At 38.8% G+C, this 14,748-nt stretch carries 14 protein-coding genes; 10 read left to right on the top strand and 4 right to left on the bottom strand.

Features of this window, described 5'->3' with window-relative positions; genetic code table 11:
• The first annotated feature begins 38 nt into the window (after nt 1–38).
• Nucleotides 39–704 carry a phosphatidylserine decarboxylase family protein gene (locus tag PKC55_RS15810; protein ID WP_135106821.1) on the top strand — a complete coding sequence of 222 codons (666 nt, stop codon included), beginning with the start codon at nt 39–41 and terminating at the stop codon, nt 702–704.
• 4 nt (nt 705–708) lie between these two features.
• Nucleotides 709–1,419, top strand: a complete 711-nt coding sequence (locus PKC55_RS15805; protein ID WP_291126312.1) for a CDP-alcohol phosphatidyltransferase family protein — start codon at nt 709–711, stop codon at nt 1,417–1,419.
• A gap of 227 nt (nt 1,420–1,646) precedes the next feature.
• On the opposite strand, the gene PKC55_RS15800 is transcribed toward PKC55_RS15805, so the two are convergent.
• From PKC55_RS15800 to PKC55_RS15785, 4 genes are read right to left on the bottom strand one after another with little or no spacing between them, the layout of a single operon-like run.
• Nucleotides 1,647–2,366, bottom strand: coding sequence for a hypothetical protein (locus tag PKC55_RS15800; RefSeq protein ID WP_291126314.1), 720 nt, complete (start codon nt 2,364–2,366; stop codon nt 1,647–1,649).
• Between the two features lie 53 nt (nt 2,367–2,419).
• A complete protein-coding gene (locus tag PKC55_RS15795; protein ID WP_291126316.1) occupies nt 2,420–3,112 on the bottom strand; it encodes a M15 family metallopeptidase in 693 nt (230 codons plus the stop codon).
• Entirely contained in the window at nt 3,099–3,944 is an 846-nt protein-coding gene (locus PKC55_RS15790) for a hypothetical protein (protein WP_291030836.1), read from the bottom strand. The genes PKC55_RS15795 and PKC55_RS15790 overlap by 14 nt, the downstream gene beginning before the upstream one ends.
• Nucleotides 3,916–6,963, bottom strand: coding sequence for a serine hydrolase domain-containing protein (locus tag PKC55_RS15785; protein WP_324373572.1), 3,048 nt, complete (start codon nt 6,961–6,963; stop codon nt 3,916–3,918). The genes PKC55_RS15790 and PKC55_RS15785 overlap by 29 nt, the downstream gene beginning before the upstream one ends.
• 224 nt (nt 6,964–7,187) lie before the next feature.
• On the opposite strand from PKC55_RS15785, the gene PKC55_RS15780 reads away from it, so the two are divergent.
• The 8 genes from PKC55_RS15780 to PKC55_RS15745 form a co-directional block, all read left to right on the top strand.
• The gene (locus tag PKC55_RS15780; protein WP_291126758.1) at nt 7,188–8,096 is read left to right on the top strand and encodes a phosphatase PAP2 family protein; all 909 of its coding nucleotides are present in this window, start codon (nt 7,188–7,190) and stop codon (nt 8,094–8,096) included.
• Between the two features lie 143 nt (nt 8,097–8,239).
• A complete protein-coding gene (gene rplS / locus PKC55_RS15775; protein WP_135106807.1) occupies nt 8,240–8,602 on the top strand; it encodes a 50S ribosomal protein L19 in 363 nt (120 codons plus the stop codon).
• A gap of 148 nt (nt 8,603–8,750) precedes the next feature.
• Nucleotides 8,751–10,790, top strand: coding sequence for a glycoside hydrolase domain-containing protein (locus PKC55_RS15770; RefSeq protein ID WP_324373571.1), 2,040 nt, complete (start codon nt 8,751–8,753; stop codon nt 10,788–10,790).
• 31 nt (nt 10,791–10,821) lie between these two features.
• The gene (gene hflX / locus PKC55_RS15765) at nt 10,822–12,042 is read left to right on the top strand and encodes a GTPase HflX (protein ID WP_291126195.1); all 1,221 of its coding nucleotides are present in this window, start codon (nt 10,822–10,824) and stop codon (nt 12,040–12,042) included.
• Nucleotides 12,043–12,068: 26 nt separating this feature from the next.
• Entirely contained in the window at nt 12,069–12,908 is an 840-nt protein-coding gene (prmC, locus tag PKC55_RS15760; protein ID WP_291126193.1) for a peptide chain release factor N(5)-glutamine methyltransferase, read from the top strand.
• A gap of 89 nt (nt 12,909–12,997) precedes the next feature.
• Nucleotides 12,998–13,483, top strand: a complete 486-nt coding sequence (locus tag PKC55_RS15755; protein WP_291126191.1) for a regulatory protein RecX — start codon at nt 12,998–13,000, stop codon at nt 13,481–13,483.
• A complete protein-coding gene (locus tag PKC55_RS15750; RefSeq protein ID WP_324373570.1) occupies nt 13,464–14,153 on the top strand; it encodes a ComF family protein in 690 nt (229 codons plus the stop codon). Before PKC55_RS15755 ends, PKC55_RS15750 begins: the two co-directional genes overlap by 20 nt.
• A gap of 143 nt (nt 14,154–14,296) precedes the next feature.
• Nucleotides 14,297–14,748: carboxypeptidase-like regulatory domain-containing protein (locus PKC55_RS15745; protein WP_324373569.1), on the top strand; the 452-nt coding region annotated here is incomplete at its 3' end.

The following is a 14,748-nucleotide window of genomic DNA, read 5'->3' as shown; positions in this document are numbered from 1 at the left end:
CTTTTGCACCTTACATTAAATATGTTTATCACAAAATAATGAAGGTTCATCACGAAGGACGAGGCGTTTTAACAACATATTTTATAATCCTGTTTGTATTAAACGGGGTACTTTGGTATTTCTTCCGTCACACATTTCTATCCTATCTTGCAGGTGGAGCATCACTTGTTTTTTTCGGTATAGTGCTCAACTTTTATCGGAGCCCCTATAGGCAATTCAAAGGCGATAGCAACGGTGTTGTAGTAGCGTCTGCCGATGGAAAGATAGTAGCAATAGAAGAAGTGTACGAAGGCGAATACTTTAAAGATAAACGCATTATCGTATCTATATTCATGTCTCCATTCAATGTTCATGCAAACTGGTATCCTATCAACGGAAAAGTGCTAATGTCTAAGCATCATGATGGACGTTTCATGGCGGCGTATCTGCCGAAATCGAGCACAGAGAATGAGAGATCAACTGTAGTCATGGAAACAGAAGACGGTAAAAACCAAATATTGCTGCGTCAGGTAGCAGGAGCTATGGCCCGACGGATTGTAACCTATGCGCAAGTTGGAGAAACAGGCAGCATAGACGAACACCTCGGCTTCATCAAACTTGGATCAAGGGTTGATGTATATCTACCGTTAGGTACTGAGATACTTGTAGAAATGGATCAAAAGGTAACCGGAAACCAGACTGTAATAGCAAAGTTCCGAGCATAAAGAGATGAAAAAGCATATCCCAAATACACTCACTTCTCTCAATCTGCTTTCAGGATCGATAGCCACCGTTATGGCATTTCAGGGAGAATATACATGGGTAGTAGTATGGGTTATCATCGCAGCCCTGTTCGATTTCTCCGATGGGTTTGCCGCTCGCTTGCTGAAGGCCTATTCCCCAATAGGTAAAGAGCTCGACTCTTTGGCCGACATGGTTAGTTTTGGATTAGCCCCCAGCATTGCCGCCTTCCGCTTCCTGTCAGACAACACAATACGCATATCTCAGAATCCGATCATAGTAGAATATCTGCCATATATAGCATTCTTACTCGCTATTTTTTCAGCTTTGCGCTTAGCAAAGTTCAATGTAGATGAAAGACAGAGCGAGTCTTTTATCGGGTTAAACACTCCGGCTAATGCTATGTTTTGGGTTAGCTTCTGTTATGGTCTTGCATACAAAGTTCCGATGATTACTCCATCGTTGATATACACTTTTCTGGTTGCCATTGTAGTATTCTCATTACTCATGGTATCGGAAATTCCAATGTTCTCGTTGAAGATAAAAAACATCAAGTTTAAAGGAAACGAGTATCGTTATTTTCTAGCAGCATTCGTTATCGTAGCTACAATAACAATCGGAGTACTAGGAATAGCAGCAGGAATATTGCTCTATATCACCTTATCTATCTTTCAACAAACAGGAATATTAAAGAAGTAAATTCCTTCTCAATCAACACCCTCAATCCAATTACCCTTTTTTTAAATTGTTAAAAAGTAACAGGTTTCGCACTCTTTTGCTGTGTCACTTTTTGCCGCACACTACAAAATCGACATACAATCATTTCAAAGACCTTTTGTTATAAGATAAATTCTTAAAAAAGAAATTATCTATATACTCAAATCTTTCAAATTGGAGAGAAGGATAAAAAGACTATCAATCTGCTCTTACCTATTCATAGATGGATAAAATACATACGGACTTAGTGCTCCCCGAATCGAAACAGTGAGCAATGCGGTATAAGAAGCCGATGTGCCACCATTGTTGACTTGCATATAAACGATTTGTTTGCGAGGATTATAATACACAACCATATCTTCAATATCTGGCTCAAGCAAATGCTCGAATATCCTCTGAGGAACAGGAATATTCCGCCCTTTTATAGATACCGTAATAGATTTATAGTGCAACTGAGGAGATGACCACTTTGAGACACCGTAAGCCTTTTTACCGTTTACCATGTACGTACCGTCAGCACCTTTTTTCACTGATGTATCTTTGGGGCTAATAGGGGCAACGGAAACAACGACTCGTACATCTGCATTCTTGAAAGATATGCTACCATGAGCCGAGAGACGCTCTACTTCTACTATATCATAATCATCCACCCGCATCAGTTTCCGTCCATGTATATATCCGCCACTCACGCTTCTATCAGGCATATAACGATAAACCTGACGCCACGGATCTGTACTCTGATCTATAGGCAGCATATAAAAAACAGAATCGTTGGGAATCTCTACAGCGTTATGCAAATCTCCAAAACGAGGACAAAAGTCAATTCGTCCGCGAACAGTGTCTTGCGCTACCACAAATTGTGCGTTAACGTTCTGTGCGCACATACTCAAAACAAATGATACAAGTAAAACTGTGTAAATCCTTTTCATGTGCTTATTATTTTAGAGTTACAAAATATCCTTCGAAAGAAAAAGAAAAGTCGTTATTCAATAACCTTATACAACTTGCGGGCTTCTATAAGGTGTAGAGCATTGAAGTGCCACCATTCGCCACGTATAGTCAAAAAATCGGCATGCCTCATCACTTTGCGCAATAATTCACGATTTATGACCTGCTGTTTTGTAAGAACCCCTCGTTGCACCAATTCAGCCTCCTTATTGATACCGGCAGCACCACCAAAAAAATCGAAGGGAGTACCCATATCCAAAGGTACACCTTTTTTGTTACAAATAGTAAGATCTACTGCCATTCCATAATTATGAAGACCTGTGCGTGAAGGGTTTGCGACATAAGCCGCATATTTGGTATTCTGCACCACCCGATACATCTTACGCTGCACACTTAAAGGACGTACGGCATCATAAACCAATAAACTATAATCAGGGTGGAGAGTCTTCAAATATTTTTGTGCTGCTACCAACTTTTTTGCAGCAAAAGGATGCAGATATATATTTGTCAACGAATCGTAAAGAATTGTTTTTGTAAAGTTATCTGTTGTTGCATACTTCAAATCTACACGAATACTGCTATCCAGAGCATTGACATTTACCAGCTCCTGCGTTTGCAGATATTCTTCGAGACTAATAAATGCTGTCTTTTGCTGCTGAGCAAATAAAACACAAGGTAACAACAGAAGACAGCAATATAGAAATATATATTTTTTAATCTTCCTCATCCTCTTCATCGAAGTCATACTCAACATATTCTCTGCTCAATATTTCGTCGATAATTTCACATGTTTGCACAAACTCCGCTGTATTCTTTAATCTGTCGATAGACTGATATGCTTCTTTAAGAGATTGTAGCATGATCACATCATCTTCGCTAGCTCCCATCTCCGGACTTTCAACAAACCAATGCAGTTCATTTTTCAAATTCTCACGGGCAGCATTATAAAAAACAAGAGCGGCTTCCGTCTCTCCCACCCGTTCCTTTATTTTAGCAGCTTCTATCATATCATGTCCCACTATATTTTTGTAGTTACTCATGATAGACAACGTAAGCTTGGTTCTCATAACCGTAGCGAAGTGCAATCCTTCAACATCTTCTTTTTCACGAAAATAATAAGCCAATGTATTCAATGACATGCGAATCGATGAAGCTTCTTTGATTACAACTTCGGAAACAGGCCTCATAGGATATCCTTGAGTCTCCTTTTGCAACTGCTCAATCATATCGGGTGTAAAATCGAAAATCTTATTCAAGATCGATTCTTTTATTTCATCATAATTTCCATTGATATCTGATGCAAAAATGAAACGAACCAAATCTCTGAATAAACTGCTATTAGGCTCTTTGATCGTTACAAAATCGTATACATCTAGTGTATCGCTCTTACCCTCTGTAAAAAGTTCGGCAAGTATTTTATTTATAAACTCATCTTCTTCCGATAATACCGGTTGCAATTCTTCGGTTTTGTTTTCTATTATCAAATCCCATATTAATTGGTTTTCGGTACTAAAAAATGGTTTCAATTCGTCATTCAGCGTCAGTCTTTTGTTTGTCATTGGTATTAGTATTAGTTATATTTGTTTCTTGTGATACAGTTCCTTTTTTCATCGCCGAATATATCTCTTCCTGAATACGTGTACGTATATTTAAAGTAGATATCGCATTATGAGTTCGTTTATCGTTCACTCTGTTCGACAAAAATATATAAATTAAATTATTATCGGGATCGACCCAAAAGCAAGTTCCTGTAAAACCTGTATGTCCGTATGTGCCGGCAGGAGCACTTAATGCTGTCGGACTCGATTTGCCGGTGGTTGTTTCCGGCTTATCAAATCCGAGCCCACGGCGTGAAATTCCGCTCTTTGCTTGAAGAAACAGTTGACAAGTTTTTGGCGACAAATACTCCTCACCGCCATACGTACCCATATTCAGCCACATTTGATACAGTTTGGCAATATCATTCGCATCCGAAAATAAGCCTGCATTACCCGATATTCCACCCATAAAAGCTGCACCTTCGTCATGTACATAGCCTTGCAAGAGTTGTTTGCGTAGAAAGTCATCTTTCTCGGTAGGAACAATCCTTTGCTTATCGAATTTTGTCAACGGATTGTAAGTTGTTGTTGTAGCACCCAGCTTGCTGAAAAAGTTTTCCTGTACAAATGTATTCAAATCCTCTTTCGATATTTTTTCTACAACTTCTTTCAGTAGCATGAAATTGAGACAACTATACACATATTGTTTCCTTTTAGACAATTTCGACTTCGCTATTTCAGAGATAATAGTATCTGAATAAGTTTCGTTGATGTAAAGTCCCTCAGCTAAAGGCAAGAAACCCGCTTTAGGGGTTTGAGACACCATCGAAGGTTTAAATCTATAATCTGTACGAGCCCATGTATTCGCATCAAACTGAGCAGAATAAAGAGAAGTCTGTGTACGATTAAACAATTTACCTTCATAGCTATCTTCGTCTATCGCATTCATATAGTAAGGGATAAAGGCCGGAAGTCGGCTTTCATGCAAGAGAGCATCGCGGACTGTTATATCCGATTTTTCCGTACCTTTCAGGGCAGATACGTAGTTACTAATAGCTGTATTGAGTTTCAATTTGGCATCGTCATACAATTTCATCACGGCAGGAACGGTAGCTGTAGCCTTCGTCATGGAGGCAAGATCGTACAAGTCGGTATTCGTTACCTTCTGCTTGCCATCATATTCGAATGAGCCGAATGACTTATTATAAATAACTTCTCCATCTTTGGCTATCAATATCTGACATCCGGGAAAAGCCTGTGCTTTTATACCTTCCTGTACAATAGTCTCTATACCATCCAGTCGGCTTGTTGCTATGCCTACATCTTCGGGCACAGTATAACTTAGTCTTATCTTTTTAGTATTGATCCCTTTTCCTTCCTTAAACACTCCTTTCACTGTCACAGGAGCTTTTCCTGTAATAGCATTGCCTCCAAATATAGCTTGAGCAGCATAGTTCTGAGCCAGATCAGTATCTTCATAAGCCAGCAAAACCCCATCGGCATTTTTGACAGCAGATGCATAAGCCGCTATCCGATAAGGATTAAGGAAAAAGGCTAGTACAGTTTCTTTTCCTTGCATCACATTTTGTATAGCAGTACTAAAATTTGTTCTTGTAGTGTGCACCGACACTATAATTGTATTATATGGCTCAAGTATTTTTTTGAGTTGTAAAAGGGCATCACTATCCGAAACATTGAAGCAGGTAACATCCCCATACATTTTCAATATATTATGAAATGTATTGTCCACTGAAGCACCTATCGATATCGCGGCAATTTTTCTCTTATCAAGCCCCTTTAGCGGGACGATTTTATCATCATCTTTTATCAATGTCATCGCATCCCTATGCAGGTTTCGGTTTATCCACTCGGCGTTCGCATTATTCAGGCTTTGGATAAGCCCTGAAGCTTCTATAGTCGTGACATGATTCAAACCCAGGATATATTTATATGCCAATACCTTCTTACACTTAACCTCTATTTGCGATTCCGTGAGTAAGGTATCTACTATCGCTTTCTTTACCGCATTGAATTCTTTTGCTGTATTAACCGGTCCGAGAAGAACATCATTGCCCGCTAACAAAGCCCTCACACAATAGTTATCTTCTCCCGAAACCCCTTTCATCTGTAAACCATCTGTAAAGATCAATCCCGAAAAGCCAAGATCGTTTTGCAACAGCTTCGTAGTGATAGGTTCAGACAGAGAGCTGGGTTGTCTTTTAGGATCGAGAGCAGGAATATTTAAATGCCCGATCATCATTCCCGACAAACCTGCATCAATGTATTTTCTGAAAGGTTTTATCTCAAAATCATCAAGCCTGTCTTTGTCATGCGTAATGGTAGGCAAAGTTTTATGAGAGTCAGTGGATGTATCGCCATGTCCCGGAAAATGTTTCGCTACGGCCATCACACCGCCGGCTTCCAAGCCTTTCGAATACATAACACCAAGTTGGGCTACACGGTCGGGGTCTTCACCGAACGAACGGTTCCCTATCACAGGGTTATTGGGATTGCTATTAACATCGAGTGCCGGAGCAAAATTAACCTGCACTCCTATCTGTCGGCACTGTCGGGCAACTTCGAGACCATAATAATATAACAGGGAATCATTTTGAATTGCCCCAAGCATCATATTGCGAGGAAACTGTGTTGTATTATCCAACCTCATGGATAAGCCCCACTCGCCATCGAGCGAGATCATCAAAGGAGTTTTAGCCACCTGTTGCGCATAATTGGTGAGTTCTGCTTGATTTTGGGGAGAGCCTTTAGAAAACAAAAGCCCGCCGATATACTGGCTCGTTATCAGGTTTTTTATTGTGTTTTTATTCGACTCTGTATTATCTCCGCTGACAATAGGCATAAAAAGCTGCCCGATACGCTCATCCAGCGACATTTGATTATAGACCGAGTCGACCCAATGTCCCATTTTTTCTTTATCGACCGTATCGTAAAGGGTCGTTGTTTTACTTCCCAAAGCAGCAACATTGAGGCATATCGTTGCAAAAAATGCAGTTGCAGCTGCTATATATTTTATTTTCATCTTATGCTTGATAATAAATTAAAAGTCTTTTTCTCCTGTATACATACAAAAGTATAACGAATAAGCCTTATAAAACCAATAAGAAGCTTTAATTAAACATAGATTAACAAAGATATAATACCTTGTGTTATGATTATTTAACCTTAAAATATATCCAATAAATAACGAAATAAAAACTTCTTCGTTATATATTTATCATCAATAAACTATCAAATTTGACATATATGAATGCGCTTAGAAAAGTAAGTCTTTTTATCATTATACTATTCACGCAGACAGGCATTATATATTTGTATGCCCAAGAATATAAGCCGTTAATTACATCCAAACCGAAATTATTACAAAGCAGCTCTTTGCCCGACAAGACATTATTTCCTAAAATAGATTTATCTGCATCATCTCAGGTTCCTTTAAATATCGACTCCGACAAATGGGAAAATAAAATCCCAGAATTAAATATTGAACAAATAAGCTTTAACTCAACGTATCCCAGATTAATAGCCCCTACTCTATTTATCGCTTACGGCATCATGGCACACGAGAATCATATGCTTAAAGATCTGGACAAAAGCACAAACAATGAGGTAGGCGAGCATTTTAAGAATAAGATGATATATGATGATTATCTACAGTTTGCTCCTGCCGTTTCTGTATATGCACTAAATCTTGCGGGAATTAAAGGTAATCACGATCTGAAAGATGTAACGATCATAATGGCTACGTCTCACCTTCTGATGGCGGGAACTGTGAACATTCTAAAAAACAGTACCGGAGTACTTAGACCTGACGGGTCGACACGCAATTCATTTCCGTCGGGTCATACGGCTACAAGTTTTGTCGGTGCACACATACTGTTCCGTGAGTATATAGGCAAATCACCCTACATAGCTTTTAGCGGATATATAGCCTCTTCCGCAACAGGCGCATTGCGTGTACTTAACAAAAGGCATTGGGTAAGTGATGTTTTAATGGGAGCCGGTATAGGCATATTCAGTGTCGAAGCCAGTTATCTTTTATTGCCAACAATCAATAAAATTTTATACCCGAACCACTTAAATTCGAAACATACTCTGGCGATAGCTCCAAATATAGGAGATAACTGCTACGGAATAGGAATGGAATATACCTTCTGACGCCCATCCTAATAGTTTCAAAAATAGGGGTTAAGGTATTGCAATTTTCGGAAATATCGTTATCTTTGCATCCGCTTTGCGTAATCTCTGACGGGAGGTGCTCGTGTATATTGCGTATATTAACAACAAAACCATATATAATCATGGACTTAATTAAAGTTGCAGAAGAAGCATTTGCTACAGGAAAAGAGTTTCCTAAATTCAAAAGTGGTGACACAGTGACAATTGCTTACCGTATCAAAGAAGGTAACAAGGAACGTGTTCAGCAGTACCGCGGTGTGGTTATTAAAATTGCAGGACACGGAACAAAAAAACGTTTCACTGTTCGTAAAATGTCTGACAACATCGGTGTAGAAAGAATTTTCCCTATCGAATCACCATTTATTGACAGTATCACTGTAAACAAAGTGGGTAAAGTTCGTCGTGCTAAATTGTATTACCTTCGTAGTCTTACAGGTAAGAAAGCTAGAATCAAAGAAAAAAGAGTTGTATCTAACAAAGCTTAATTCTTTATCCTACAACAAAGTACGAAAAAGATACAGAAGAGTCTGCCTACAATGCAGGCTCTTTTTTAATATCTATGCACTGCTACCTCTTGCAGATTATTCTTACCTTTAGCCCATTATACCAAATTCTGTGCGAAAAACTTTAATTATGAGATTCTATAAACCATCGCTCATTCTGATTATTCTATTCTGCTCGATACTAATAAATACAAATAATCTCTTTGCTCAACAAGGAAAGTCAAAGAACGAATATGTTTATCTCTTTATGGGTACAGCCGGAGATAACGGACAGGTAGATCCTGCCGCATGTGTTCCGTACGGTATGGCGAGAGTTTGTCCCGATTCTGATCCCAGAACTCATGTCGGATACGATTATGATGTAAGTAAGATTTCCGGGTTCTCGGTCAATCGTATATCTGGTATCGGATGTAGTGGCGCAGGAGGCAATTTAAGCATCAAACCTGTAGCGAAAGACGTTAGCATCAGTATGAATAAAGAACTAGAGTCTGCTACTCCGGGTTACTATACCACCACTCTTACCAATGGAATAAAAGCAGAATTGACAGCAACTCACAATGTAGCTATAGAACGTTATCAGTACCCAAAGGAAGAGACGCAAAAAATGTCGATAAATTTTGCATCATCTTTCACCAGAGTACTGGGCTGTGATTATGAGATTGTTTCAGACAGGGAAATACAAGGATATATACATGCAGGCAATACATGCGATCATGGTGCTTACAAACTATACTTCAACATAAGCATAAGTAAACCCTTTACAGTAAATGCAAAGTACGAGCAAGATGTAGAGCTTTCTTTTGGGAACACTGATAGTCAACCAATAGAAGTAAGAATTGCACTTTCTCCGATTAGCACAGAAACAGCTCGTTTAGAAAACGAAGGGATAAAAAGCCTTTCTTTTGAACAAATAAAATCACAAGCCAGTAATGCATGGGAAAACATCTTATCGCGAATAGAAATAAAAGGAGCTGGCGAAGACGAAAAGAAACTATTCTACACCTCTCTGTACAGAGTATTTCTTAGTCCGGCAAATACGACGTCGATCGACGGAAAGTATTTGGCTACAAATGGAGAAGTACAGCAAAAAAAGGATTATACATATTACAGTTGCTGGTCTATGTGGGATACATATCGCACCAAATTTCCGTTGATCACCCTACTCGATTCGAAATCGATGAGAGATATTGCAAACTCTTTGTGTAATCTGTATATATACGGCAAAAAAGATTGGGCTACAGACTTCGAATCAACCCCGACAGTGCGTACCGAGCATTCACAAGTTGTGTTACTGGATGCGTATAAGAAAGGAATTACCAATATCAATTTAGCTGAAGCTTACGATGGAATAAAAAAGGAAATGGACAATCTCCCTACCAATCGTCCCGATCAGACACTGGAGAGCTGTATCGACTGGTGGGCTATGGCTCAGATAGCGGAGATATTAAACAAAACGGATGACGCTAATTACTATAGCGACAAAGCAAAAAGCACATTTATAAAAACATGGAATACAGATTTTAATAACATTGACGATTCTTTTACTAAGATGCGAGGCAGCGGACTTTATCAAGGTACACGCTGGCAATATCGCTGGGCTTTGCCTCAATATCTGAACGAAATGGCTGACATTGCAGGAGGACAAGACATCTTAGCGAAGCAGCTCACCTATTTCTTTGACAACAATCTGTTTAATCAAGGAAACGAACCGGGAATACATGCTCCGTACATTTTCAATCGCTTGCAACAATACGATAAAGCTCAGGCGAATGTAAGACGCATCATAAAAGAAGATTTGAACCACCTGTATGGAGGGAATGCCGAATATCCGACGCCTTATCATGGTAAGCCTTTTAAGACAGAACCGAAAGGATACATGCCTGAAATGGACGAAGACGATGGCACAATGAGTGCATGGTATGTATTCTCTACGATAGGATTATATCCTCTGGTAGTAGGCGAACCGTGGTACGAGATCGTTTCTCCGCTTTATGATAATATTACCATACAGTTGGATAACGGAAAAAAATTAAACATTACAACTAAGAACCGTAAATCACCTGATGCTATAATCAGACAGGTGAAGTATAACGGAAAAATTATCTCCGACTTCAGAATAAACCACAATGACATTCTCAAAGGTGGAACTTTGGAGTTAGAGTACAAATAGGATTTAAAATCTTTAGAGATTAAAAGATTATATGAAAGACTTTATTATATCAGAATCAAAAAACGAACATGCAGTTCTAGTAGGGCTTATCACTCAATACCAAACAGAAGAACAGGTAAAAGAGTACCTCGATGAGCTTGCATTCCTGGCCGAAACGGCGAGTATCGTTCCTGTAAAAAAATTCACACAAAAGCTTGAAAAGGCAAATCCCGTTACCTTCGTAGGGACAGGAAAATTACAGGAAATAAAGCAATATATGGAAGATAATGAGATCGGTCTAGTCATTTTCGATGATGAACTTTCTCCCAAGCAGATAAGGAATATAGAGAAGGAATTGCAAGTGAAAATTCTTGACCGTACAAGCCTCATCCTCGATATATTTGCCATGCGTGCCCAAACTGCTTATGCCAAGACACAGGTAGAACTGGCACAATATCAATATCTGCTTCCACGTTTGACCCGTTTATGGACTCACTTAGACCGTCAGCGAGGGGGAGGTGTAATGATGCGTGGTGTGGGGGAAACTCAGTTGGAGACCGACCGCCGTATCATTCTTACCAAGATAGCATTCCTAAAAGAAGAGCTGAAAGGTATTGACAAACAAATGGCTTCTCAGAGAAAAAACAGAGGAAAAATGGTACGTGCTGCCTTAGTCGGATATACCAATGTGGGAAAATCAACCCTCATGACGCTGCTAAGCAAATCGGAAGTTTTTGCGGAAAACAAACTTTTTGCAACACTGGATACGACAGTAAGAAAGGTTATCATCGACAACCTCCCATTTCTGTTATCCGACACTGTAGGTTTTATCCGCAAATTGCCTACTCATCTTGTCGAATCATTTAAGTCTACATTAGACGAAGTAAGAGAGGCTGACCTGTTATTACATGTAGTGGATATCTCTCATCCTAACTTCGAAGAACAAATAGAGGTAGTAAACAAAACATTACTAGAGATAGACAAAGAGGAAAAACCAACTATATTGATTTTTAATAAAGTGGACTCTTTTTCTTATAAACCCAAAGATGAAGATGACTTGACTCCTAAAACAAAGGAAAACATTTCTTTGGAGGAACTCAAAAACTCGTGGATGAACAAAATGCACAACGATTGTATTTTTATTTCGGCTACAGAGAAATTGAATATCGAGGAGTTGAAGCAAAAGTTGTATGAGAGAATAAAAGCAATCCATATAGAACGCTACCCTTACAACGATTTCCTCTTTCAGAAGTACGACGAAGAAATGGAATAAGGAAGAAAAGAAAATAGTACAGCCTGATGCAAAAAACAATTTCTTATATAAAAGAATATCTAAAAGCGTATTATCCCGAAAGTGAAATTTCGGGATTTATACGTATTATAATAGAACATATAACCAAGCGTTCGTATCCTGAGACTGTGATATCAGACACAAAGTTGACGGAAGAACAAACCGACTTACTGCATTCTATACTATATCGTTTAAAAATGTCTGAACCAATACAGTATATTATTGGTGAAACCGAATTCTTCGGACTTCCTTTCCATGTGACGAAGGATGTACTCATACCTCGCCCCGAAACGGAAGAGCTTGTGGAACTGATTTTGAACGAAAACAAAAAGTCAGGACTAAAAGTACTCGATATTGGCATCGGTAGCGGAGCTATTGCAATAGCATTAGCAAAACATTTAAAAGAGGCATATATCGAAGGGTGGGATATTTCAGAAGAGGCATTAAAGATCGCAACCCTCAACGCAGAATCAAATGCTGTGGATATAACTTTCAGAAATGTCGATGTTTTAAAAAATTATCCTACAGATACTAAATTTGATATCGTAGTCAGCAATCCTCCTTATATCTTGGAAAAAGAAAAATCGGGAATGGATCAGAATGTCCTCGATTATGAACCACACACTGCACTGTTCGTACCCGACAATAACGGACTTTTGTTTTATGTCCGGATTGCCGATATTGCCTTAGATCTACTCGAGCCAAACGGTAAATTATACTTCGAAATAAATCAAGCGAAAGGAGAGTCTACAGTAGAATTAGTCAAAAGCAAAGGATTTATAAACGTTTCACTATTTCAGGACTTAAACAAAAACGACAGGATGGTGAGAGCAGAGGTAGACAGATAATGTACTAGATTCTACCAAAACAAAAAACTTTACTACGTTCAGGATAATATTTTTCCTACTTTTGAGTGTTATTCTAAAAACAAGAAAAATTGAAGTTATCCGAACCACAAGCACTCAACCGTGTCGCAGCCTATTGTTCCAGAGCCGAACGATCTGAATTTTCCGTACGCAAAAAACTACTTGCATGGGAATTATCCCCCGATGCTATAGAACGAATTATAGACAGGCTAAGGAAAGAGAAATACCTAGACAACACACGTTTTGCAAGAAGCTTTATCAACGATAAATTAAAGTTCAACAAATGGGGAAAGACCAAAATCGTTTTCGAACTCAGAAAACTTAATATTTCCGAATCGATTTACAACCCGATCTTGGAAGACCTTGCAGGAGATGAATTCGAAAAACAACTGATGCGTATATTATCCGTAAAAGAGAAATCAGTAAAGGCAAAGAATGACTATGATAAGAAAACCAAGCTAATACGCTTTGCTTTGGGGCGAGGCTTCTCAATGGATTTGTGTATTAAATGTGTCGATAAAATCTTAGGCGGTACTTATGAAGACAATATTTCATAATTTTCTCGATCTCTTTTTCCCGAGCCTCTGTGTTGTCTGCAAGGGGCGATTGAGCGAAGGAGAGCAGCATATTTGTACCGACTGCCTGCTGCTCATACCCAAAACGAATTTCCACCTGCAACCCGACAATCGTCTGGAACAGTTTTTCGCCGGACGCTTTCCCTTCCAACATATTGCCGCTTTTGCCTATTTTGTAAAAGGAGGCAGCATACAGCATATTATTCATGAATTGAAATATAATCGAAACCCTCACATCGGCAGATTTATTGGTGAACTATGTGGAGAAAATATAAAAAACAGCGATTTTATTTCTTCTATAGATATACTCGTCCCGGTCCCTCTTCACCCTAAACGTCAAAAAGAAAGAGGATACAATCAGTCGCTTGAAATATGCAAAGGAATTTCACACATAACCGGAATACCTATTAATAGTGATACCCTGCGACGAAAAGTAAATAATCCTTCACAAACAAAGAATGCCCGCTTCGACCGCTGGAAGAATGTAGAAGATATCTTCCATGTGGTAACCCCGGAAATCTTCGCCAACAAACACATCCTATTAGTGGATGATATTATTACAACAGGCTCTACCCTAGAATCATGTGCTAAAGAGATCTTGAAATGCACAAATAGTAAAATAAGTATCTACAGCGTAGGCTCCGCTAACTAGCTCCGAAGCCTTCAATCCCTATTTATTGCTATATACAGGTTAAAATTTCATTATATATTGTGATTGTGCGAGAGTACAATTATAAAGACCTTTGCCGTCGAATAATTTTATCTATTAACGTATAAACTATATATATATCAACTATGAAGAAGATCATTACTCTATTTCTTTTTCTAATCATAGGCATTACAATTACTAGTGCTCAAGTTATAAAAGGAAGGGTACTCGACGAAAATGGAGATCCTATAGCATCTGCTACTGTAGCGATCAAAGAATTACAAAAAGGCGTATCTACTGACGAATCAGGAAAATTTAGATTTACAAACCTCCCTAAAAGGGAACTTACTCTGGTAGTAAGCTTTGTAGGATACAATAACAATGAAAAGAAAGTAGACCTAAAAAATAATGAAGAATTTCATCTCCAGTTTGATATGATTTCGAATGCAAACCTAAGCGAGATTGAAGTATTCGGCGAACGATACAAGCAACCTGAAAAGCTGGATGCTATCACACGTATGCCATTGCGCCCTAGCGAACAGATACAAAGTATATCTGTAATTTCCGATAAGGTAATTGCTGAACAAGGAGCCCTTAC

This window comes from Dysgonomonas sp. (genome assembly GCF_035323175.1).
Taxonomy (GTDB): domain Bacteria; phylum Bacteroidota; class Bacteroidia; order Bacteroidales; family Dysgonomonadaceae; genus Dysgonomonas.
Note: the sequence above shows the minus strand (reverse complement) of the source record. Positions and strands in the feature narration are given on the sequence as shown.